This is a genomic window from Micromonospora sp. NPDC047074 (assembly GCF_040643815.1).
GTDB lineage: Bacteria > Actinomycetota > Actinomycetes > Mycobacteriales > Micromonosporaceae > Micromonospora.
The window spans coordinates 747547-768993 of the sequence record NZ_JBEYVB010000001.1; the positions used below are offsets into that span (position 1 = coordinate 747547).

General features: G+C 72.2%; 19 protein-coding genes and 1 riboswitch. Of the genes, 12 read left to right on the forward strand and 7 right to left on the reverse strand.

Annotated features, from left to right (window positions below):
• Positions 1-7 precede the first annotated feature (7 nt).
• Entirely contained in the window at positions 8-1084 is a 1077-nt protein-coding gene (locus tag ABZ809_RS03495; RefSeq protein ID WP_357560761.1) for an FAD-dependent oxidoreductase, read from the reverse strand.
• 189 nt (positions 1085-1273) lie between these two features.
• On the opposite strand from ABZ809_RS03495, the gene ABZ809_RS03500 reads away from it, so the two are divergent.
• Genes ABZ809_RS03500 through ABZ809_RS03530 form a run of 7 tightly spaced genes read left to right on the forward strand, consistent with a single transcriptional unit; the run spans position 1274 to position 8314 of the window.
• The gene (locus ABZ809_RS03500; RefSeq protein ID WP_357560762.1) at positions 1274-2185 is read left to right on the forward strand and encodes an RNA polymerase sigma-70 factor; all 912 of its coding nucleotides are present in this window, start codon (positions 1274-1276) and stop codon (positions 2183-2185) included.
• A gap of 51 nt (positions 2186-2236) precedes the next feature.
• Positions 2237-2884 carry a hypothetical protein gene (locus ABZ809_RS03505; RefSeq protein WP_357560763.1) on the forward strand — a complete coding sequence of 216 codons (648 nt, stop codon included), beginning with the start codon at positions 2237-2239 and terminating at the stop codon, positions 2882-2884.
• Positions 2885-2934: 50 nt separating this feature from the next.
• Positions 2935-3384 (forward strand): helix-turn-helix transcriptional regulator, encoded by a 450-nt coding sequence (locus ABZ809_RS03510; RefSeq protein ID WP_357560764.1) that lies wholly within the window; start codon positions 2935-2937, stop codon positions 3382-3384.
• Positions 3385-3389: 5 nt separating this feature from the next.
• Positions 3390-3800 carry a VOC family protein gene (locus ABZ809_RS03515; protein ID WP_357560765.1) on the forward strand — a complete coding sequence of 137 codons (411 nt, stop codon included), beginning with the start codon at positions 3390-3392 and terminating at the stop codon, positions 3798-3800.
• A 59-nt stretch (positions 3801-3859) separates the two neighbouring features.
• The gene (locus tag ABZ809_RS03520) at positions 3860-6250 is read left to right on the forward strand and encodes an excinuclease ABC subunit UvrA (RefSeq protein WP_357560766.1); all 2391 of its coding nucleotides are present in this window, start codon (positions 3860-3862) and stop codon (positions 6248-6250) included.
• Positions 6251-6282: 32 nt separating this feature from the next.
• The gene (locus ABZ809_RS03525) at positions 6283-6900 is read left to right on the forward strand and encodes an ABC transporter ATP-binding protein (RefSeq protein WP_357560767.1); all 618 of its coding nucleotides are present in this window, start codon (positions 6283-6285) and stop codon (positions 6898-6900) included.
• A 7-nt stretch (positions 6901-6907) separates the two neighbouring features.
• Positions 6908-8314, forward strand: a complete 1407-nt coding sequence (locus ABZ809_RS03530; RefSeq protein ID WP_357560768.1) for a DUF6297 family protein — start codon at positions 6908-6910, stop codon at positions 8312-8314.
• A 24-nt stretch (positions 8315-8338) separates the two neighbouring features.
• On the opposite strand, the gene ABZ809_RS03535 is transcribed toward ABZ809_RS03530, so the two are convergent.
• Positions 8339-9271 carry an AraC family transcriptional regulator gene (locus tag ABZ809_RS03535; protein WP_357560769.1) on the reverse strand — a complete coding sequence of 311 codons (933 nt, stop codon included), beginning with the start codon at positions 9269-9271 and terminating at the stop codon, positions 8339-8341.
• Between the two features lie 88 nt (positions 9272-9359).
• Here ABZ809_RS03535 and ABZ809_RS03540 point away from each other — a divergent pair, with 88 nt between their 5' ends.
• Both ABZ809_RS03540 and ABZ809_RS03545 read left to right on the forward strand, forming a co-directional pair.
• Positions 9360-10283, forward strand: a complete 924-nt coding sequence (locus tag ABZ809_RS03540) for an NADP-dependent oxidoreductase (protein ID WP_357560770.1) — start codon at positions 9360-9362, stop codon at positions 10281-10283.
• A gap of 274 nt (positions 10284-10557) precedes the next feature.
• Complete coding sequence (locus ABZ809_RS03545) at positions 10558-10950, forward strand: hypothetical protein (protein ID WP_357560771.1); 393 nt, start codon at positions 10558-10560, stop codon at positions 10948-10950.
• Positions 10951-11159: 209 nt separating this feature from the next.
• Here the strand turns inward: ABZ809_RS03545 and def are convergent, their stop codons facing one another.
• Together def and ABZ809_RS03555 are read right to left on the reverse strand one after the other, a co-directional pair.
• Positions 11160-11705: a peptide deformylase gene (def, locus tag ABZ809_RS03550; protein ID WP_357560772.1), complete on the reverse strand. Its 546-nt coding sequence runs from the start codon at positions 11703-11705 to the stop codon at positions 11160-11162.
• A 92-nt stretch (positions 11706-11797) separates the two neighbouring features.
• Positions 11798-12310 (reverse strand): acyl-CoA thioesterase, encoded by a 513-nt coding sequence (locus ABZ809_RS03555; RefSeq protein WP_357560828.1) that lies wholly within the window; start codon positions 12308-12310, stop codon positions 11798-11800.
• A 117-nt stretch (positions 12311-12427) separates the two neighbouring features.
• Positions 12428-12643: riboswitch (cobalamin riboswitch) on the reverse strand.
• 356 nt (positions 12644-12999) lie between these two features.
• On the opposite strand from ABZ809_RS03555, the gene ABZ809_RS03560 reads away from it, so the two are divergent.
• The 3 genes from ABZ809_RS03560 (at position 13000) to ABZ809_RS03570 (ending at position 15618) form a co-directional block, all read left to right on the forward strand.
• On the forward strand, positions 13000-13440 hold the full coding sequence (locus tag ABZ809_RS03560) for a pyridoxamine 5'-phosphate oxidase family protein (protein ID WP_357560773.1): 441 nt from the start codon (positions 13000-13002) through the stop codon (positions 13438-13440).
• A 224-nt stretch (positions 13441-13664) separates the two neighbouring features.
• Positions 13665-14456, forward strand: a complete 792-nt coding sequence (locus tag ABZ809_RS03565) for an RNA pseudouridine synthase (protein WP_357560774.1) — start codon at positions 13665-13667, stop codon at positions 14454-14456.
• A gap of 211 nt (positions 14457-14667) precedes the next feature.
• On the forward strand, positions 14668-15618 hold the full coding sequence (locus tag ABZ809_RS03570; RefSeq protein WP_357560775.1) for an alpha/beta fold hydrolase: 951 nt from the start codon (positions 14668-14670) through the stop codon (positions 15616-15618).
• Here ABZ809_RS03570 and fxsT read toward each other — a convergent pair.
• The 3 genes from fxsT to ABZ809_RS03585 are packed head-to-tail and all read right to left on the reverse strand — an operon-like array spanning position 15612 to position 21392.
• Positions 15612-19517, reverse strand: a complete 3906-nt coding sequence (gene fxsT, locus ABZ809_RS03575) for an FxSxx-COOH system tetratricopeptide repeat protein (protein ID WP_357560776.1) — start codon at positions 19515-19517, stop codon at positions 15612-15614. The genes ABZ809_RS03570 and fxsT overlap by 7 nt on opposite strands.
• Positions 19514-20725: a TIR-like protein FxsC gene (locus tag ABZ809_RS03580; protein WP_357560777.1), complete on the reverse strand. Its 1212-nt coding sequence runs from the start codon at positions 20723-20725 to the stop codon at positions 19514-19516. Before ABZ809_RS03580 ends, fxsT begins: the two co-directional genes overlap by 4 nt.
• The gene (locus tag ABZ809_RS03585) at positions 20712-21392 is read right to left on the reverse strand and encodes a TIR-like protein FxsC (protein ID WP_357560778.1); all 681 of its coding nucleotides are present in this window, start codon (positions 21390-21392) and stop codon (positions 20712-20714) included. Before ABZ809_RS03585 ends, ABZ809_RS03580 begins: the two co-directional genes overlap by 14 nt.
• Positions 21393-21447 lie beyond the last annotated feature (55 nt).

Below are 21447 nucleotides of genomic sequence, written 5' to 3' on the forward strand. Positions count from 1 at the left end.
CGGCCGATCAGCCACCGATGCCGGTGCGGGCGCCGAGCTTCGCGCCGCGGGACGCGATCTCCTTGACCACGCCCGCGGTGCCCCCGGCGATGTAGGCCCGCCGGAGGGTGTCGTCGCGCCGGGTGAACTGGACCACGGCGTCCTTCCGGCCGAGGCTGACGCCCAGCCCGACGTACCGCACGGCGTACGGCTCGGGCCGGCGGCCAGCGACGATGCGGGCCAGGTTGTTGGCCGCGTGCGCGCCCTGCGGCGCGGAGGACTGGCAGGACAGCCGGGCCCCGGGCACCGCTGCGCAGTCGCCCACGACGAAGACCCGTTCGTCGGTGACGCTGCGCAGGAACTCGTCAACGACCGCCCGGCCCTCCGCGTTGACCGCCAGGCCGCTGCGTGCCGCGAGGTCCGGGATGCCGGCCACGATCGCCCACAGGGTCAGGTCGGACGGAAACGCCGCTCCCGACCGCAGCCGTACGACGCCGTCGGACCGCCCCGAGCCCTCGGCCACCCTCGTGACGTCGTCGTCCACCACGTCGACCCTCAACTGCCGCAGGCTGGCGTGGACCCGCTGCCGTGCGCCGTGGGAGAAGCTCCCGGCTACCGAGGAGCCGACCAGGCGTACCCGGACGTCCGGCCTGGCGCCCGCCACCTCCGCCGCCGTCTCGATGCCCGTCGGGCCGCCCCCGACAACCGTGACGGTGCTGCCGGCGGGAAGTGCCGCGAGGGCCCCGCGCGCCTGTTCCGCCCCCTCCCACGTGCCCACCGGCACCGTGCCCGGCATCGGCAGCGCCGTGCTGCCCACGGCGAGGATGGCGTGGTCGAAGTCGATCCGCTCGCCGTCGTCGAGGACGACCGCGCCGTCACCGATCCTGTCGACGGTGCCGACCCGCGACGTGACGCCGGCCGGCAGCATCGACGCCAGCGGCGTCGCGGCGGCGCCCGTCCCGGCGATCTGCTGGTGCAGTCGTACGCGCTCCACGAAATCGGGCCGTGGGTTGATCACGGTGATCTCGGCGGACGGCACCTTCCTGGCGAGCCGGTTCGCCGCGGACATGCCCGCGTAGCCGGCGCCCACCACTACTACCCTCATGTCGGCCTCCTGCCGGTGGTTACCTGTCGAACACAAGGTGCCGGTGGGCCGGTCCCTGTGACACCACCCCCGCGTGACGCGCCTCACGGACGCGCGGCGCCCGGTCGTGCCGGCCCCGGTGTCACAGGACGGTGCGGTCCGGCGTCCTGTGTGGGGACACGGTCGAGCGCGACGAGACAGGAGTCAGCCATGGTCGAGACGACCAGGAGCGGGGACGACCGGGGAGATCGCGCCACCGAGGCGTTCGTCACCCACCGCAACCTGCTCTTCACCGTCGCCTACGAGATGCTCGGCTCGGCCGCCGACGCGGAGGACGTCCTCCAGGAGACCTGGCTGCGCTGGTCAGGCGTCGCTCTCGACACGGTGCGCGACCAGCGCGCCTTCCTGGTCCGGATCACGACCCGGCAGGCGCTCACCCGGCTGCGTACGCTCGGCCGGCGCAAGGAGTCGTACGTCGGCACCTGGCTGCCCGAGCCGCTGCTGACCACGCCCGACGTGGCCGAGGACGTCGAGCTGGCCGACAGCGTCTCGATGGCGATGCTCCTGGTGCTGGAGACGCTCACCCCGACCGAGCGGGCCGTGTTCGTGCTGCGTGAGGTGTTCGACCTCGGGTACGACGAGATAGCGGCAGCGGTCGACAAGACGCCGGCCGCGGTCCGGCAGATCGCCCACCGCGCCCGGTCGCACGTCGCCGCCCGCCGGCCGCGTGGGGCCGCCTCCCCGGACGAGACCCGGGCCGCGCTCGCGGCGTTCCAACGGGCGGTCGAGACGGGAGACCTGCAGGGCCTGCTCGACATCCTCGCGCCGGACGTCGTCGCCCTTGGCGACGGGGGCGGGGTCAAGCAGGCCGCGCCGCGACCGATCGTGGGGGCGGAGAGGGTGGCCCGCATGCTGGCCGCCGGCCTGGAGCGGGTCGCCGGCCGGATGTCGTTCGAGCCGGTGCAGGTCAACGGCGCCCCGGCGCTGCTCATGCGGCTCGGCGGGGAGATCGAGGGCGTCGTGACCGTGCGGATCGACGACGGCCTCGTGAGCGGGCTCTACTACGTGGGCAATCCCGCGAAGCTGTCGCGGGTGGAGCGGGAGACGGCGGTGAGCCGCTGAGTCGTTCGTCTCACGCGGAGGAACGTCGGGCCCGCCGCGAGGGCGCCCGGCGTGGGAGCGTACGCCCCGGAGCAGGCGGTACCGGCGCGTCCCGCCGGTGATGTCGACGAGCACCAGTGCGGCGCGGACCAGGCCCACCAGCGCGGACGTGGCACCCGGTGCACCGGCGACGCGCCGGGCCTGCGCCAGTGTGAACGGGCCGTCGAGAGCGCTGAGCCGGTGCAGCAGGCGGCGCTCCGCGTCGGTCAGCAGGCGATGGCTGGCGTCGAGCGCGTCGTCCAGCAGCCCGTCGTCGATCGCCGCCAGGACGTCGACCGGGGAGAGCGCCGCGCACCGCGCCGCGGCGCGCTCGATGGCGAGCGGCAGGGCGTCCAACCGCCGGCAGATCCGCGCCGCGAGCGCCGGATCCGGTGCCGCGCCGCCCGCCGCCCGGACACGGTCGGCCAGCAGCCGCGCCGCGTCCGGATCGGCCAGCGGCGGTACGGCCAGCACGCGCTCTCCCGGCACGTCCAGTGGCCGTCGGGCGGTGACCAGCACCCGCAGCGCCGGGCAGCGGGCGAGCAGGCCGGTCACCACCGGCACCACGGCGGCGAGCAGGTGCTCGGCGTTGTCGACGACCACGAGCGCGGGCCGCTCGCGGAGGGCGTCGGCTTCACCAAACACATGGGGTTGGTGCAGAAGGCGGCCCGGCAGTCCTGACCATGCGCGCCGCTCCGCCACGCGCAGCCAGATGTGGCACGATTTCGCAGGTGAGCAGCAGATCCGCCGAGGAACAGCGGCTGGGCGACCTCGCCCGGCTGCGCCGCGTCCGTGACCGGATCGACCGCGAGTACGCGCAGCCGCTGGACGTCGAGGCGCTCGCCCGGGGCGTGAACATGTCGTCCGGACACCTCAGCCGCCAGTTCCGGCAAGCCTACGGTGAGTCACCGTACTCCTATCTGATGACGCGGCGCATCGAGCGCGCGATGGCCCTGCTGCGCCGTGGCGACCTCAGCGTCACGGATGTCTGCTTCGCGGTCGGCTGCTCGTCGCTCGGCACCTTCAGCAGCCGCTTCACCGAGTTGGTCGGGGTGCCGCCCAGCGTCTACCGGCGCGAGGCGGCGCCCGCGACGGCGGGAATACCGGCGTGTGTCGCGAAGCAGGTGACCAGACCGATCAGGAATCGAGAAGCGGCGGCCACCCGGCCGCACCTAGCGTGACTGCCATGGACATCACCATCAACTCGAGCTTCCTCCCGCACACCGACCCGGACGCCTCCCTGGCCTTCTACCGCGACACCCTCGGCTTCGAGATCCGCAACGACGTCGGGTACGGGGGGATGCGCTGGATCACGGTCGGCCCCGCCGACCAGCCCGACACGTCCATCGTCCTGCACCCGCCGACCGCCAGCCCCGGTCTCACCGACGACGAGCGCCGCACCATCCTCGAGATGATGGCCAAGGGCAGCTACTTCGGCGTCAACCTGGCCGCCGCCGACCTCGACGACGTCTTCAGCAGGCTGGAGGCCAGCGGCGCCGAGGTGGTCCAGGAGCCGACCGACCAGCCGTACGGTGTCCGCGACTGCGCGTTCCGCGACCCCGCGGGCAACATGATCCGCATCCAGCAGCGGGGCTGAGCCACCGTACGACGCCGACGGAGACCGCGATGGCGGCCCGCGTGACAGATGGAGAAACGATGAGCACGGCCCCGAGGACGGATCCTCAGTCGCACACGCCGCACGTCGCCGACAGCCACGAGCTGATCCGGGTGCAGGGCGCGCGCGAGAACAACCTCAAGGACGTCAGCGTCGAGATCCCGAAGCGCCGGCTGACGGTGTTCACCGGCGTCTCGGGCTCGGGAAAGAGCTCGCTGGTGTTCGGCACGATCGCTGCGGAGTCGCAGCGGATGATCAACGAGACCTACAGCGCCTTCCTCCAGGGCTTCATGCCGACGCTGGCGCGGCCGGAGGTCGACCTGCTGGAGGGCCTGACGACGGCCATCATCGTCGACCAGGAGCGGCTGGGCGCCAACCCCCGCTCCACCGTCGGCACCGTGACCGATGTCAACGCGATGCTGCGTATCCTCTTCAGCCGGCTCGGGCAGCCGCACATCGGCTCGCCCCAGGCGTACTCCTTCAACGTCGCCTCGGCCCACGGCGCCGGCGCGGTCACCGTCGAGCGCGGGGCAGCCCAGAAGGCCGAACGGCGGAGCTTCTCCATCGTCGGCGGAATGTGCCCGCGCTGCGAGGGCATGGGCCGCGTCACCGACATCGACCTGTCCGCGCTCTACGACGACAGCAAGTCGCTCAACGAGGGCGCCCTCACGATTCCGGGCTACAGCGTCGAGGGATGGTACGGCCGCATCTTCAGCGGATGCGGGTTCTTCGACCCGGACAAGCCGATCCGCAAGTTCACCAAGAGGGAACTTCACGACCTTCTCCACAAGGAGCCGACCAAGATCAAGGTCGACAACGTCAACCTCACGTACGAGGGCCTGATCCCCAGGATCCAGAAGTCGTTCCTGTCCAAGGACAGGGAGGCGATGCAGCCGCACATCCGGGCGTTCGTGGATCGCGCGGTGACCTTCACGACCTGCCCGGACTGCGGAGGCACCCGCCTCAGCGAGGCGGCCCGATCCTCCAAGATCAAGGGAACCAGCATCGCCGACGCCTGCGCGATGCAGATCAGTGATCTGGCCGAATGGATCCGGGCCCTGGACGAGCCCTCGGTCGCGCCGCTGCTGGCGGCGCTGGGGGCGACCCTCGACTCGTTCGTGGAGATCGGCCTGGGTTACCTCTCCCTCGACCGGCCGTCGGGCACGCTGTCGGGGGGCGAGGCGCAGCGCACGAAGCTGATCCGGCACCTCGGCTCCGCGCTCACCGACGTCACCTACGTCTTCGACGAACCCACCATCGGCCTGCACCCCCACGACATCCAGCGGATGAACGAGCTGCTGCTGCGGCTGCGCGACAAGGGCAACACGGTGCTCGTCGTGGAGCACAAGCCGGAGACGATCGTGATCGCCGACCACGTCGTCGACCTCGGCCCCGGCGCCGGCGTGGCGGGCGGCACCATCTGCTTCGAGGGCACCGTCGAAAAACTGCGGTCCAGCGGCACCCTCACCGGTCGCCACCTCGACGACCGGGCCACCCTCAAGAAGACGGTGCGCACCCCCACCGGAAAGCTGGAGATCCGGGGCGCCACCTCCCACAACCTCCAGGACGTGGACGTCGACATCCCGCTCGGCGTGCTGTGCGTCGTCACCGGCGTCGCCGGATCCGGCAAGAGCTCGCTGCTGCACGGCTCGATGCCCGCCGACGCCGGGGTGGTGTCGGTCGACCAGGGCGCGATCCGCGGCTCGCGACGGAGCAACCCGGCGACGTACACGGGCCTCCTCGAACCCATCCGCAAGGCGTTCGCGAAGGCGAACGGCGTGAAGCCGGCGCTGTTCAGCCCCAACTCCGAGGGCGCCTGCCCCAACTGCAACGGGGCCGGCGTCATCTACACCGACCTCGCGATGATGGCCGGCGTCGCCACCGTCTGCGAGGAGTGCGGGGGCAAGCGGTTCCAGGCGGAGGTCCTCGAATACCACCTCGGCGGCCGGGACATCAGCGAGGTGCTCTCGATGTCGGTGACCGAGGCCGAGGAGTTCTTCGGCGCCGGGGAGGCGCGGATCCCGGCGGCCCACACGATCCTGCGGCGGCTCGCCGACGTCGGGCTCGGCTACCTCTCCCTGGGGCAGCCGCTGACCACGCTGTCCGGCGGTGAGCGGCAGCGCCTCAAGCTGGCCACCCACCTCGGCGAGAAGGGTGGCGTCTACGTCCTCGACGAGCCGACCACGGGTCTGCACCTCGCCGACGTCGAGCAGCTGCTCAATCTGCTCGACCGGCTCGTCGAATCCGGCAAGTCCGTCATCGTGATCGAGCACCACCAGGCGGTCATGGCGCACGCCGACTGGATCATCGATCTCGGCCCCGGTGCCGGCCACGACGGCGGCCGGATCGTCTTCGAGGGCACCCCCGCCGACCTCGTCGCCGCCCGGTCCACCCTCACCGGGGAACACCTCGCGGCCTACGTCGGCGCCTGACGGCTGGCACCCGTACGCCAGACTTGTGGATCGTGCAGACACTCACGGTCCGTGGCCTGACCCGCCGGTTCGGGGAACTGGTCGTCCTCGACGACGTGACGTTCTCCCTCGACGCGGGTCAGGCCGCCGCCGTCGTCGGGCCGAACGGCGGCGGCAAGACCACGCTGCTCCGTTGCGTCGTCGGTGCGGACCGCCCGGACGAGGGGGAGGTGCTGCTGGACGGGAAGCGGTGCCACGAGACGAACCCCGAGGTCCGGGCAACCGTGGCCGCGACCCTCGACGACATCGACTTCTTTCCGGACCTCTCCGTCGTCGAGCACCTGGAGCTGGTGGCGTACGCGCACGGCGGCACCGCGGAGCCGGTGGCGGAGGTGCTCGCCGAGCTGGGTCTCGACGGCGCCCGGGACCAGCTTCCCGCGACGCTGTCCAGCGGCCAGCGCCGCCGGCTCGCGCTCGCGTCCTGCTTCGTCCGCCCCCGGGGCCTGCTCGTCCTCGACGAGCCCGAGCAGCGGCTCGACGTGCGGGGCCGCGACTGGCTCGCGGACCGGCTGCTGCGGGAGAAGGCCGCCGGGACGGCGGTGCTGATGGCCTCGCACGACACCGAACTCATCGAACGGATCGCGGACCGGCGCATCGAGATCGGCGCCTGACGTGGCGGTGACGACGACCACGCGACCGGCGGCCGGCCCGACCGCGAGGCAGGTGCGCGGGTGGCTGCGCCGGTCCCGCCGCCGGCACCACACCGGTTCGCTCGGTGACACCCTCACCGACATCTACGTGGTCGTCCTGTTCGTCGGGATGTACGGCTGGTTCGCGGTCAGCGGGCTGCGCGGCCAGCTCGGGTCGACGCCGCCCGCGCGGGTCGACACCGCCGACCGCTACTGGATCGCCGTCGCCCTCGCGCTGGCCGGTGCCGGGCTCGTGTGGCGGGCCGTGCGGGTGTTCGGCCCGCTCCTGGTGACTCCCGCGGCGCAGGCGTGGGTGGTCAGCGCGCCGCTGGACCGCCGGTCCTGGCTGCTGCCCCGCTTCGGCTGGCTGGTGCTGGGCGCGTCCGCCGGCGCCGGCCTGATCGGCGCGGCGGCGGCGTTCACCGGCGGGTCCGACAGCGCCGTCGAGTTGGGTTGGGCGGCCCTGGCGGGAGTGGCCTGCGGTGCCACCGGTGTGTCGGCGAGTGTCGTCGCCCAGGCGGCCCGGCGCGAGCCACGCTGGGCCCGGCTGGTCGGCACGGGCCTGGTCGCCGCCGGCATCCTGGTGTCGCTGCTGGTCGTGCTCGGGCACCTCGCCGGGTTCTCGATCCCCCGCCCGCCGGTGTCGTCGACCGTCCTGGTGGGCCTGCTGGCGTCACCGGTGGCGGTGCTGGTCACGGCGCGGGCCCAGCGGGCGCTCGGCGCGGTCGACCGGGCATCGCTCACGGCCGGCGCCCAGTACGCCGACGCCGCCGCGCACGCGGCCGTGCTGCTCGACCCGAGCACGCTGGCCGCCCTGGTGGAGGGCCGGCGCTGGCGTTCCATCGGGCGCGTACGCAGCCGGCGCTTCCGCCCCGGCGGCCGGTTCGCGGTGCTGGTGCAGGCCGACCTCCGCCGGACCTTCCGGCATCCCAGCGCGGTCGCGGTGTGGGCCGCGCTGCTGCTGGCGACGTACGCCGTCGCAGTGGCCGTGCCGTCGATCGAGGCCGCCGCGTTCGTGATCCTCGCGTACCTGGCGACGAACCGACTGGCCGGCGGGCTGCGGACGGTCAGCCGCTCGCCGGGCCTGCGCCGGGCCCTCGGCGGCCACGAGACCGTCCTGAACCTGGCCCATGTCGTGGTCCCCGCTGTCGGGGCCGTGGTGTGGTATTTCGCGGCGCTGCCGGGGGTGCGGCCGGGGGTCGGCCTGATCGACCTGCTGCTCCTGCCGGGGGTGGTGGCGGCAACCTGCTGGGGCGCCACCCGGCCACCCCTGCGCCATGACGGCGTCGTCGTCGTGACGCCGTTCACGATGATCCCGGTCGACCTGATGCGTCAGGTGCTGCGCGGGCCCGACCTCGTCGCCGTGCTCGTCATCGTCCAGTGGCTCCTCGGCTGACCGACGCAGGCGCCCGTGCCGTCGCTACCCGGCCCGGCGGTACCTGCCGGGGGCGGTGCCGTGCTGGCGTTTGAACGCGCTGGCGAAGGCGAATTCCGACACGTAACCGACCTGGCCCGCGATGGCGCTCAGCGGCGCGTCGGACTCGCGGAGCAGCCGGGCGGCGGTGGTCATCCGCCACCAGGTCAGGTAGCTCAGCGGCGGTTGACCGACGAGGGCGGTGAAGCGGCGGGCGAACGGTGCCCGGGACAGCCCCGCCTCGGCGGCCAGCGTGGCGACCGTCCAGGGGTGTGCCGGATCGCGGTGCATGGCCTGTAACGCGGTGCAGGTGGCCGGGTCGTTGAGTGCCGCCGCCCAGCCGGTGGCGGTCCCGGCGGGCTGCTCGTCGAACCAGATGCGCAGCATGTACAGCAGCAGCGTGTCGAGCAGTGCGGGGACGATGGCGTCCGTGCCGAGGCGGGGCCGTTCCAGCTCGGCGGCGAGCAGTTCCACGGTGGCGCGCAGCGCGGGATACCGCCCGAGGTGCGCGGGCAGGTGGATGAGTTCGGGCAGGCCGCGCAGCAGCGGATGGGCGCGGGCGGGGTCGAGCTGGTAGGCGCCGCAGAGCGTCACGGTGGCCGGTGCATCGCCGCCGGGCACGCCGACGGCGTCGAACCTGTGGCGCTGGAGCAACCGCGGGTCGTCCGGGTCGCAGGCGGCTGCGACCGGTGCGGTCGACGGACTGTCCGCCAGGGTGTGCCCGCGCCCATGCGGCAGGAACACCACATCCCCGGGGGCCAGCGGCATGGGGTCGGTGTCCGGCGGGATGAGCCAGCACTGTCCCTGCAGGATCACCTGGAAGCCGGCGGACCCGGGCACGGACGCGAACCGCTGGGCCCACGGGGCGTGCCACGCCACCCGCGCCGAGCGCGGCTGTCCGGTCCGCATCACCGCAATCACGTCGCTGAGTACGTCCACAGGAACAGTATCGGCAGGGAGACGATCGGATATGAATGGAGGATCCGTGCGCATGGTCCGTCCCTTGCCGCCCCCATAGGTTCGAGCCATGAGAGCCGCGAGAATCCACGGGTACGGCGACGCGTCCGTCATCCGGTACGAAGAGGTCCCCCGCCCCGCACCCGGGCCGGGCCAGGTGCTGCTCCAGGTCGCGGCCACCTCGTTCAACCCGACCGAGATCGCGCTGCGCTCCGGACTGCTGCACTCGATGTTTCCGCTGGACCTGCCCCACACGCTCGGCTGGGATGTCGCCGGCACCGTGGTCGAGATCGGCGAGAACGTGCGTACTCTCGCCGTCGGCGACCGGGTCATCGGGCGGATCGACGGCGGCGGGACCGCGGCCGAGTACGTCGCCGCCCCGGCCGACAGCCTTGTTCCGGCACCCACCGCCATTCCCCTCGCCGAGGCCGCCGCCATCCCTCTTGCTGGCCTGACCGCCTGGCAGGCGGTGTTCGAGCACGCCCGCGTGACGCCCGGGCAGCGGGTGCTCGTCAACGGCGCGGGTGGCGGCATCGGCGGGTTCGCCGTCCAGCTCGCCAGGCACGCCGGTGCGAAGGTCATCGCCACGGCCAGTCCGCGCAGCGCAGCCGTGGTCCGCCAGCTCGGGGCCGACCGGACCATCGACTACACGGCCGCACCCGTCGGCGATGCGCTGGACGAGCCGGTCGACATCGTGCTTAACCTCGTCGCGATCAGCCCGCAGCGGGCCGCTGCCCTGGTGCCGTTGGTGCGGCCGGGCGGCGTCCTCGTCTCCGCCACCATCCCGGTCGAACCGGCCCCCGGCACCCCGGTCACGGCGGTGCGCTTCGTGGCGCGCAATGACACCACCCAGCTCGCCGCACTGGTGGAACTCGTCGACGCCGGCGCAGTCCGCGTCGACGTCGCGGCGTCCCGTCCGCTCGCCGACCTGGCGTCGGTGCATCGGGACGCCGAGGCCGGCCGCACGCGAGGCAAGATCATCCTTGTCCCGTGAATCGAGGTCACCGAGGAGCAGCAGGCTGGTGTGGCCGCCGGAGACGATCGATGCGACACAGCGTGCAGGTAGGGACTGTGTTCGAGTCGGCTGACTGGCGCGGAGGCCCGTGCCGTCGCGTCATCGCTACCCGGCCCGGCGGCATCTGCCGCATGATCTTCCCGCCTCATGAGCCAGAAGGCACCGCCCGGCCTGCGTTCGCTGAGGCGAATGGACCGACCGGGTGATCGATTACGATCCAAGATCGTTGTCGGTCTTATGGGGAGGAATAAGCATGCGCAACACACTCAAGCGGAAGCTGACCAGCCTGGCTGGCGTCGCCGCCGTCGGCGCCGGTCTGCTCGTCGGCACCGCCAGCCCGGCCGCCGCCGCCACCTGCTCTGGTGGCCTGCTCGGCAACTGGCAGATTCGTGGGGGCTACATCTCGGTCTACTACAACTCGTCGACCGGGTACAACTGCGCGATGACCCACACCAACAATCCCGGGGTCAGCCAGTACATCTACGTCAGCATCGGCTCCGGCAACCAGAGCGATGTCGACAAGGGCAACTTCAAGTACTACGCCGGCCCGGTCAGCGTCTATGGACGTGGTCGCTGCATCAACTTCGCGGGCCAGGTCGGCGCCAGCAACCCGACCGAGGGCATCGTCAACGCCTACTGCGGCTAGTGCAGCGCCGCGTTGGTTCGCTGGGGGTGTGAGCCAGCCGGTGGGTTGAGGTAGAGGCCGCGGCGACCACCGCGGCCCGCAGGGTGTTGCGGGCCGCGGTGGAGCTGAGCTGGGTGCGTGCGGCACTGGCGCACCTCGGCCCGGTAACCGTCTGACGCGGCCCGCCCGCACCGGACTCCGCGGCGCGGGCCGGCAGGGACCGGCATCGGTCAGTTCCCGCGTGCCCCGACACCGACGCCGGGGTGCTCGGCGCTGGCGGCGAGGATCTGTTTGCGCTGCTTGACGGGGAGCCGGTCGACGTAGGCGAGGCCGTCGAGGTGGTCGACCTCGTGCTGGAAGCAGCGGGCGAGGACGCCGGTGCCGTCCAGGCGGAGCGGCTCGCCGTGCATGTCGACTCCGGTGACGGCGGCGGTGCCGGCCCGGGCCAGGTCGGCTTGTTGGCCCGGGACGGACAGGCATCCCTCGAAGTCGACCACGAGTTCCCGGTGCTCGGGCAGGTGCAGCACCGGGTTGATCACATGGGCGACGGTGTGGGTGCCGGTGGCGTCGGGGCAGTCGACGACGAAGATCCGGGCGTCGACGCCGATCTGGTTGGCGGCCAGGCCGACGCCGTGGGCGGCGTACATGCTGGCGAACATGTCGGCGACGAGTTGGGCGAGGGCGTCGTCGAAGACGGTCACCTCCGCGCAGCGGCGGTGCAGCACCGGCGTGCCGTACCGGGTGATGGGTCGTGGGGTGCCGGACTCGATCCGCACAGCTGCTCCTAGCGTGCAATTGCCAGAGCTTTGCAGCATAGGCGGACAGGCCCGGATGGTGGAGACCGGCGGTGACCGGCCGGTAACGGAGTTCAGCCCCGGACGCCGCCGTCGAGCAGGGCCCGCCGCAGCGCCAGCCGGTGCTCGCGGCGGATCTCCGCCTCGCGGTACCGGCGCCGGTCGCCGTCGGTCTGCGGCAGCAGCGGCGGCACCGTACGCGGCTGGCCGTCGTCGTCGACGGCGACCATGACCAGATGCGCGGTGGCCACGTCGGTGGGAGGCACCGCCCGGTCCCACCGGTCGGCGGTCACCTTCACGGCCACCTCCATGGAGCTACGCCCGGCCCAGGTGATCCGGGCGTCGACGTGGACGACGTCGCCGACCCGCACAGCGCGGAGAAAGGCGGTCTCGTCGATGGCGGCGGTGACCGCCGGCCCGTCGGAGTGCCGGGCGGCGACCACGCCGGCGACGGAGTCGATGAGGTTGAGGATCCGGCCTCCGTGGACCGTGCCCATCAGGTTGGTGTGGTGCTGGTCCATGATCTGCGACAGGGTCAGGTGCGAGGCCGCCGGTGGCCGGCCGGCGAGCGTGGTGGTGTCGTACATCGTGGTCCGTCCGTCCTCGGGAAGCACGCCACGAACCCGCCGGCGCGCACGTCGAGGACACGCCGCCTGGCGCGTCGCCCGCCCGACCCACCCGCGAGGTCGACGGCAGCGCACACACCCCGTGTGCGCGGCGCGGGCAGGTCTTCGGACTCGCGGGCGCGACCGGTGGTGCCGGTCTCCTACTGGCCGTCGCTTCCCGGACCTCGCGGTCCAGTGCCGGTGACGGCGGTCGTTCCCACTCACCGCTGCGGGGCAGCCCCGGACTCCCACCGGGTTCCCTCTTACGACGCCCGACCGATCACGACCGGGCGAACCAGCGCCAAGCGACACCCTACCCCGCCTGGTCATTCGCCCGTCCGTTCCGGAGCAGGCTGTGCGGCACCTCTCCCGCGGAAGGGTGCGTGGCGCAGGCGACGAACTGACCATACGGTCGAGCGGGGTGACTGCGGCCGGCCCAACGGGCTGTTCGGGCGGCTGATCGCGGAGCGGGCGGCCCGGCACGCGGAACACCAGGCGGCGGCGCCCGCCCACGCGGCCGGCACGCCAGAGCCGACCACACGGAAGCCTGACACTGGGATACTCTCCGTGCTGTCCGCATCACGTAACTGATGTCGTCGGTCGGAGGGGAATCCATGGTTGACCGGGAGCCGGTCGCGGAACCGTCCTTTGCCAGCGAGGGATCGAAGCCGATGCCCTGGTCGCAGGCGCGAGACCGGTTGGCGGAGGCGGGAGAGTTCTTCCTGTCCACCGTCCGCCCGGACGGCAGGCCGCACGCCGTGCCGTTGCTGGCGGTGTGGCTGGACGACGCCATGTACTTCTGCTCCAGCAAGTCGGCACACAAGGTCGACAACCTGGCCGCCAACCCGAACTGCGTCCTCACCGTCGGCGGGCCCGACCTCGATCTGTCGATCGAGGGCACGGCATCCCAGGTCACCGACCCGGCCACCCTGAAGCGGGTCACCGACGGCTACGGGAACAAGTACGGCTGGGAGGTGACCGTGGTCGACGGCGGGATCGACGGTGACGGGATCGGTCCGTCGCCGTACATCGTCTACGAGGTGACTCCCCGCAAGGTGATCGGCATGGACAAGGAGTCCGGCTTCAGCGCCACCCGCTGGCGGTTCGGCTGAGGCGGCCGAGTGCCCGCGCCGCGTTTCGGTAGGTCGACGGCGGCTCCGGACATGTGATCCGGCGACCGGGCGGACGTCGCCCGGCGGGAGGTCACGGCGCTCGTGGTTGGTATCCTTCGCCTGCCGGCCCCCGGGCGCTTAGACCCTCTCCCCGCGCGGCACCGCTGCGGATGCGGCCGCCGGTGACACGGAGCAACGCAGGACAGTCGAGAGCCGAGGCGACCATGACCACCTTCACCTGGTCGGCACTTCGGCGGGAGCCCGTCTACGAGGACGACCAGCTTCTCGTGCTCGACAAGCCGCCGGGCATCTCCGTGATGGGCGAGCGGCACGCGGAGTCCCTGACCGAGCTGGCTGCCGCCGCCGGCGAGCCGGTGCACTGGGTGCATCGCATCGACAAGGTCACCTCGGGGCTGCTGTTGCTGGCCAGGACGCCGTCGGCGCACGCGTCGCTGACCCGGCAGTTCGCCAGCCGGGGTGCCGACAAGCGGTATCTGGCCTGGGTCGGGGGGGCGTCGTTCCCCGACCGGGGCACCATCGACCTGCCGCTCCGGCCGGGTCGCAAGGGCACCATCCGGATCGCGGGTGACCGCCAGGCCATCCGCTACGACGCCGACCGCCGCCGCTTCGAGTTGCCGGAGTCGGCGATCGACCGGTCCAAGCCGTCGTACGAGTCACGTACCGACTTCGCGACCGCGCTGGTCAGCGGCGACCGTACGCTGTTGGTGCTCAAGCCGGTCACCGGTCGGCGCCACCAGATCCGCGTCCACCTCGCGTGGCTCGGCTTCCCGATCGTCGGAGACCCGCTGTTTCACCGTGGTCAGGAGGACCAGCGGACGTACCTCCACTCGTGGTGCTGCGAGATCGCCTGCGACTGGCGGGACGAGCCGCGTACCCGGTTCTGGGCCCCGCCCGGCGGTGAGTTCCTGGACGGCTTCGCCGACGGCCGGAAGCCCCGGCTCGACGAGGCTCTCGATGCGCTGAGCGGCGACACGCCCGGCCCGGCGCGCCCCTGACATCCCGGCGAGACCGATCGGCCGGAAGTTCCAGCCGAGGTGGCCGGTAGGTGTCGTTTCAGACAGATCCGGCCTCTTGTTCGTGCTCGGCATAGCGGCGTGGCGGGCTTGACCATTAGGCTCGATTGCTGAGTGGAGCCGTCAGGCATCGTCTTCATTCGATGCGATATTGCGAGTATTTGCTGGTTGCGGCACCGAAGGGCGGGACGGAGTGTTCCGAGAAGGCGAGCCAGAGGCCGACTTCGCCGAACGCGAGGACAGCAGACGCGTGGCGTACGAGGTGACCGGCGCGCCCGACGGCTTCCCCGTCTTCCTGCTCCACGGCACGCCCGGCAGCCGCCGGGGCCCGAAGCCTCGCGGCATCGTGCTCTACCGCATGGGCGTCCGGCTGATCGCCTACGACCGTCCCGGCTACGGGGACTCCGACCGCCGTGAGGACCGGGACGTCGCCGACGCCGCCCGCGACGTGGAGGCGATCGCCGACCACCTGGGCGTGGAACGGTTCGCCGTCGTCGGGCGCTCCGGCGGCGGCCCGCACGCCCTCGCCTGTGCGGCCGACGACCGGCTGCGCGGGCGGGTGACCCGGGTGGCGGTTCTGGTCAGTCTCGCCCCCTGGAACGCGATCGAGTTGGACTGGGTCGGGGGCATGAACGACGGCAACGTCCGAGGGTTCGGGGTGGGGAGCCCCGACACCACGGCCGTGGTCGATGAGATCCGCCAGCGTGCCGAGCGGGCGGCTGCGGACCCACGGCTCCTCCTCGCGGACCTGAAGACGGAGATGAGCACGGCGGACCGCCGGGCGGTCAACGACCCGGCCCTGCGCCGGCTCCTCACCGACACCTACGAGGAGGCGCTCCGCTCCGGCCCGTACGGCTGGATCGACGACGTGCTGGCGTTGCGCCGCCACTGGGCGTTCGACCTCGGGGCGATCGACACCCTGGCGACGCCGGTCCGGTTGTGGCACGGCGCTGACGACAACTTCACCCCGGTCAGCCACGGCCGCTGGCTGGCCGCGCAGATTCCCGGCGCCGAGATGGAGGTCCGGCCCGGAGCGGCGCACTTCGACGCGGTCGAGGAGCTGCCGCGCATCCTGCGCTGGCTCATCGACCCCGACCCCGCGCTGAGCGCCGACCTGCTGATCGGCGCGCGGCCCGGTCAGTAGGGGTGCGGGTCGAGCACCCGGCGCACGTACCGCCCGTCGCGTAGCACCACGACACTGGGGTGGTGCTGCCCGACCCGGTTTGCGAGCCGGTCGGCGATCCGCATCCGACCGATGCTCACGCGCCCGCCGGACAACGCCTGGTTGGCGGTCTCCAGGTTGCCCCGGGCCCGCAGCGTGTCGGGGTGCTCGGGCCCGAGCACCCCCGTGAGCTGCTCCACCACGGCCAACAGCCGGTCGCGCCCCCGCTCCGGCTCTCCGGCGAGAATGGTGAAGACCGCGACGTTGTTGGCCGCCGCCATGGTGAACGGGTGCCGGTCGCCGAGCGTGGCGAACATCGCCTCGGTCGTCGCCTCGGTGAGCGACCGGCTGGTGCTCTGGTCACCGGCATCCCACTGCGCCACGCCCAGGTTGATCCGGCAGACCAGCGAGTACGGGTGGTCGGGGCCGAACACCCGGACGAACTGCTGCTCCACCTCGCCCAGCTCCGTCAGGGCCTGCGCGTTCTGCCCCTGCAACATCATGTTGGCCGTCCGGCTGAGCCGGCTGAACAGCGTGTCCGGGTTGTCCGGCCCGAGGGTGGCCAGCAGCCGCTGATAGGTCTCGTCGAGCAGTTGGGCGGCCTCGGCGATCTCCCCGGTGCTGCGCAGCGACACGGCCAGGTTGGCCTGGGCGGTGAGCACGGCGCGGGAGTAGTCGCCGAAGAGGTTCCGGTAGCCTGTCACCACCTCCCGCAACAGCGCCACGGAACCCTCGTAGTCGCCGGTCTCCCGCAGGTCGCGCGCGAGGTTGTTGGCCGACACCAGGGTGTTCGGGTGCTCCGGCCCGAGGACGACCCGCAGCCGGCGGTTGGTGGTCTGGTCACCGTCGAGAGCCCGGTCGAACATGCCCATCAGCCGGTAGGAAGCGGCGAGGTTGTTCGCCGCGTTCAGGGTGCGGCGGTGATCCTCGCCGAAGACCTCGACCGACGCGGCGTACGTCCGCAGGCAACGCTCCAGAGCCTCCTGGTACCGGCCCAGGGTGCACAGGTCCGCTCCGTAACCACCGGCGGTCATCAGCGTGTGGGGGTGGCTCTCGCCGATCAACTCCTCCTGCTGGCGCAGGGTGTCCTCGTCGAGCCGGTGGGCCTCCTCGAACCGACCGAGGCTGCGCAGCACGTTCGCCCAGTTGAACCGCAGGTGCAGCAGTTGGACGCGCAGCTTGCGGTGCGCCGGCCCGTCCGCCGGCAACTCGGCCAGCAGCGCCGACCAGACGGCCTCGGTCTCCCGCGCGTACCGTTCACCCTGCTCGTAGCCGCCGTTGACGTAGATGTAGCGGACGCGGTCGATGACCAGCTGCCGGACGTCGTCGTCCCGGCAGGAGATCGCGTCGGAGCCGTCGAGGTGAGGCCAGAGCATCCGGAACCGCTGCCGGTTCGTCGGGTCCTCCACCTCACCCGGCGGTCGCGATCCGGCGAGGATCTGGTGCACCTCGTGCTTGGCCCTGGCCAACTCGTCGTCGGTCATCCGGGCGCGCAGTGCGGTCTGCAACAGCCGGTGCACCTGCACCCGGTGGGCGTGCGGATCCAGCTTGATGAGCGCGAGCTTGTTCATCCGCTGCACCAGCGTCGCCGCGATGTCGCGTTCGGACACCCGGTCGGCGACCCGCGCGGCGACCACCGGGTCGTGCGGGGCGATGACCCGCGTCACCTGATCGCTGTAGAGCAGGTCGAGGGAGATCTCCGGGGCGAGCACCGACGCGAGCTGCAGGAGACGGTACGCCCCCGGGGAACCCTCCCGCAGCCGTTGCAGCGGGAGGTCCCAGACCTCCGTCTCCAGGCCGGTGCGGCGCAGCCCGGCCAGATATTCGTCGACCGGCGTGCGGGTGTCGGCGAGCCATGCCCCGACCGTCGCGACGAAGATCGGCACGTTCTCCACCGCGTCGGCGACCTGCTCGGCCTCGGCCACGCTCATCAGGTGCTCGCCCAGGCGGGCGCGCAGGTGCGCCACACTCTCCGCCCGGTCGAACTCGTCGACGTCCACCGCCCGCGCCAGGTCGCCCCAGTCGGGGTTCCGGGTGGTGACCAGCACGTGCCCGTTGCCCTGCGGCAGGTAGGGCCGGACGTCCTCGTACAGGTCGGCGTTGTCGAAGATGAGCAACCAGTGCGGCGGTGGGCTGCCGTCGGCGCGGCGCTCGGTCTGGCTCAGGCGCTGCCGCAGGGCCCGGTTGGTCTCCGGGATCGTGGTCTGGGGCAGGCCCAACTCCTCGCTGAGCTCCACCATCCGCACGTCGACGAACTGCGGCGGGTCGGCGGCGACCCACCAGATGATGTCGTACGCGCCCCGGAACCGGTGGGCGTACTCGATGGCGAGCTGCGTCTTGCCGAGGCCGGGGCCGCCCCGCAGCGCGACCGGCGTCCCACCGCCCGCGGCCTTCAGCTCCTCCCGGAGCCGGCGCAGCAGGTCCTCGCGCCCGGTGAAGCGGGCGTTGCGGGCCGGCGCGTTGAAGACCGCGGCGCGCACCCCCGGAAAACGGGCGGGGCGCAGCCCGGCCGCGCCCGCCGTCCGACCGACCAGCTTCAGCAGGTGGGTTGCCGCCTCCTCGGCCGTGAGGTCGTGCACTGCCGTCCAACTGCCGACGGGGACGTCCGGCACGGGCGGGGTGTCGTCGACGTGCACGGCCAGCCAGGCAGGCGTGGTGCGGTAGCCCTCGGGATCGCGGCGAGCCCGCTGGGCCGCCAGGTAGGCCCGGGAGACCAGCCGGACCTCGCGGAAGGCCGTGCCCGCCGGTTCGGGTGCCGGCCCGTCGAGGGCGGCGGTCACCACCCGCAGGTCGGCGGAGTTCAGCACGGACTGCGCCCACTCCGCCCAGATCTGGTCCTCGGGTACGTGCCGCAGCACGATCAGCTCGTCCACGACCGCCGGCTTGCGCTCGAACCGCTGCACCGTCCGGCGGCGCAACTGGTCTTCGATCCGGGGCAGGCTGGTGATCCTGCCGTTGGTGATGTGGCTGGTCAACGTCTCGTAGGCGGAGAGCAGGGTGGTCCGCCCGCCCGGCTCGTCGCCGAAGGTCGCCAGCGTCTCCTCGTAGGCGTAGTACGCACGGTAGGGCACCTCGACGGTGAGCCAGTAGGCCTGCCGCTCGCTGTCGGTCATGCCCCCCGGCAGGCCGGCGAACCGCTGCATGGCCAGGGACCGGCCGGCGTCCCGCTTGCTCTTCTCCCCGTCGTCGACCCGCATCGGCACGGGTAGCACCCGGCGCGCCCGGCGTCCCTCGTAGTCCCGGACCCGGGCGGCCACCGCCGCTGCCCCGTCGATGCCCTGGTCACTGAGGGTGAAGCAGTCGACCAGGACGTCGGGCAGGTGGATGGTGCAGATCTCGGCCACGTCGCTGATGCCGGTGCGGCTGTCGATGAGGGCGTAGTCGTAGTGCCGCTTCATGTCCTCGCGCAACGCGTCGAAGTACTGCGCGCCGCCGAGCCGGTTGTAGAAGTTGTCCCAGTTGAGGCCGGTCACGCTGGTCGCGTAGTCGGGATTGTGCCGGCCGGCCAGGAGCAGGTCGAGGCTGCCGCCGCCGGGGAACTCCCAGCCCACCGAGAACGCGTAGCGGTGGACCCGCGCGTACTCCCGGTGCCAGTCGCCGGGGCGGGTCTCGGCGTCGGCCTCCTTGCGCCGGCGGGCGTTCTCCCACTCGTAGTCCAGGATCAGGTCCATCACGCCGCCGGTGGTGGCGACCTGCTCCGCGTCGAGGAACGGCGCGTAGAACTTGTGCAGGCCGGGGGACTCCAGGTCCCAGTCGGCGACGAGCACCCGCTGGCCGTTCGCGGCGAGGATCCACGCGGTGTTGGCCAGCGCCATCGTGCGGCCCGTACCGCCCTTGTAGGAGTAGAAGGTGACGACCTGCCCTTCGCGCGATGGCGTCATCGCTCGTCCTTCCCTCGCGTCGTGTCGAAAGGCCGTACCGGCGGCCGGCCCGTGCCGGACCCTGGTTCTCCGCCGACCGGCCAGGCCGGCCGCAGTTCTGGCTTCGGGGTGGCCGGGCCGTCCGGCGGGTCGACCGGGCCGTGCCGGAGGAACTGCTTGCGGGCCTCGGTCACCAGCAGCGGCGTGCAACGCTCGAACTCGTCGATCGCCCGCACGGGCAGGACCCGGGGAAACCCGGCGTCCTGCAACGTACCGGAGATCGACTCGGGGGCCGTCTCGCCACGCTCGTGGTCGGCGGCGATGACCAGCGGGACGACCCAGCGGGGCAGGCCGTCCAGCGCGGCCCGGATGGCGCTGGCACCGGTCGCGGCGTCCACCAGCACGACGGTGGGGCTCTCCGGGGCCAGGACCCGGGCCGCCGCCAGGTCGACGATCCGGGTGGGCAGGCCGAGCCGCTCGGCGGTCGCGGCGACGTAGTCGGCCACGGCCAACTCGTGCTGCCCCGCGTAGGGGCGCCACCGCGCGTGGTCGGTGAGAGCCGTGATCACCAGCGCCGGGCCGACACTGTCGGGCACCGGATGGCTGGACAGGGTCACCGCCCGGGACCGGGCCAGCGGCTGCGTCTCGGTCACCGTGACGATCCGCTCCGCCAGCGCCGCGAGGACGCTCTCGTACTGCCGGCGGTAGGCGCTGAGCTTGCAGAGGGCGCGCAGGCCGTTCTCGGCGTAGTCGGCCCGGTCGTCGGCGTCCCGGACCAGGTCGAGGGCGCGCGTCGTCTCCGGCCGGTCGCCCCAGGACGGCAGCGGCAGCCACAGCACCGGCAGGAGGTGCCGTTCGGCGAGCGCGGGGGCCAGCCGGGTGAGCCGGCTGCGGAACGACTCGCGCTCGCCCAGGGCCCACGCGTTGCGGAAGTAGTTCGGTGAGTGCAGCGGCACGAAGACGTGCGCGAGGCTGAGCGCGTCGGTGAGCGTCTGCCGGAGATCCGCCCCGGGACTGACCAGGCCGTCGAAGAAGCCGGCGTCGAGGTCGCCGGCCCTCGTGGCGCCGCGCCGGACGGCGGCGGTCAGGTCCTGGAAGAACCGGCTGACCCAGTAGTCGGTGTCCGGCCGGGACGCGGCGGACAGCGGCACCGAGTGGGCGTAGCTGAGGAAGAAGTAGGTTTCCCGACGGGCGGTGGCCCGGCCTCCCGGGAGGTCAGACCACGTCATGTCCGACCTCCTCGAACGTCTTGGGCAACTGTCGCATGTCGCTCGGTACCTGCGGGCGCACCCAGTGTGTCTGATATGCGCGGGCGACCCGCTGCGCCAGCCGCCAGACCACGGCGTCGTAGGCGTCCTTGCCGTTCTTGCCGAGGCTCAGCAGCCCGTAGATGCCCTCTTCGTGGTATTGCGGGGCGATGTCCGGGGGCAGCCGGGTGGGAGTGAACATCTGCGGCCGCTTCACGACCTCGGGCAGCCGCCGGCGCTCCACCACCGACCAGTTGATGGGGACGACCGGCGTGTCGTGCGTGGACAGGGTGGCGCCGGGCCGGATCAGCACCGGCCGCCGGGTGAAGGCGTGCCACTCCCGGGCACACCAGTCGCTGTTGAGGTACTGCGGCGAAACCAACGGAATGAACACCTGGCAGTGGCCGGCGGCGAAGGCGAGGTCGTCGGTCCACATCTGCCCGCCGTCGAGCATCCGGTCCATGAACCCGGCTGTGCGCCCCGGGCCCAGGCCGAGCAGCTCGACGACGTGGTCGGAGAGGTCGACGAAGAGCTGGAACTCCTTCTGGTTGGTGTCCCGTGGGGGTGCCGGCACGCGGTTCCTCGTGTGGGCATAGCTGAGGAAGAACACGGGGGCGCTCTCGTCCTCCCAGTATGTTTCCTCTGGCACCTACGGCTCCCGACCGGCACAGCGATTCCCGGCCGTCCACAGTATCTACCGCAGA

Coding starts and splice junctions, on each gene's coding strand:
- ABZ809_RS03495 (WP_357560761.1), bottom strand. CDS start 1,084: ATGAGGGTAGTAGTGGTGGGCGCCGGCTACGCGGGCATGTCCGCGGCG.
- ABZ809_RS03555 (WP_357560828.1), bottom strand. CDS start 12,310: ATGTACGACACCACCACGCTCGCCGGCCGGCCACCGGCGGCCTCGCAC.
- fxsT (WP_357560776.1), bottom strand. CDS start 19,517: ATGACGCCATCGCGCGAAGGGCAGGTCGTCACCTTCTACTCCTACAAG.
- ABZ809_RS03540 (WP_357560770.1), top strand. CDS start 9,360: ATGAGAGCCGCGAGAATCCACGGGTACGGCGACGCGTCCGTCATCCGG.
- ABZ809_RS03515 (WP_357560765.1), top strand. CDS start 3,390: ATGGACATCACCATCAACTCGAGCTTCCTCCCGCACACCGACCCGGAC.
- ABZ809_RS03565 (WP_357560774.1), top strand. CDS start 13,665: ATGACCACCTTCACCTGGTCGGCACTTCGGCGGGAGCCCGTCTACGAG.
- ABZ809_RS03500 (WP_357560762.1), top strand. CDS start 1,274: ATGGTCGAGACGACCAGGAGCGGGGACGACCGGGGAGATCGCGCCACC.
- ABZ809_RS03545 (WP_357560771.1), top strand. CDS start 10,558: ATGCGCAACACACTCAAGCGGAAGCTGACCAGCCTGGCTGGCGTCGCC.
- ABZ809_RS03520 (WP_357560766.1), top strand. CDS start 3,860: ATGAGCACGGCCCCGAGGACGGATCCTCAGTCGCACACGCCGCACGTC.
- ABZ809_RS03580 (WP_357560777.1), bottom strand. CDS start 20,725: ATGACGTGGTCTGACCTCCCGGGAGGCCGGGCCACCGCCCGTCGGGAA.
- ABZ809_RS03560 (WP_357560773.1), top strand. CDS start 13,000: ATGCCCTGGTCGCAGGCGCGAGACCGGTTGGCGGAGGCGGGAGAGTTC.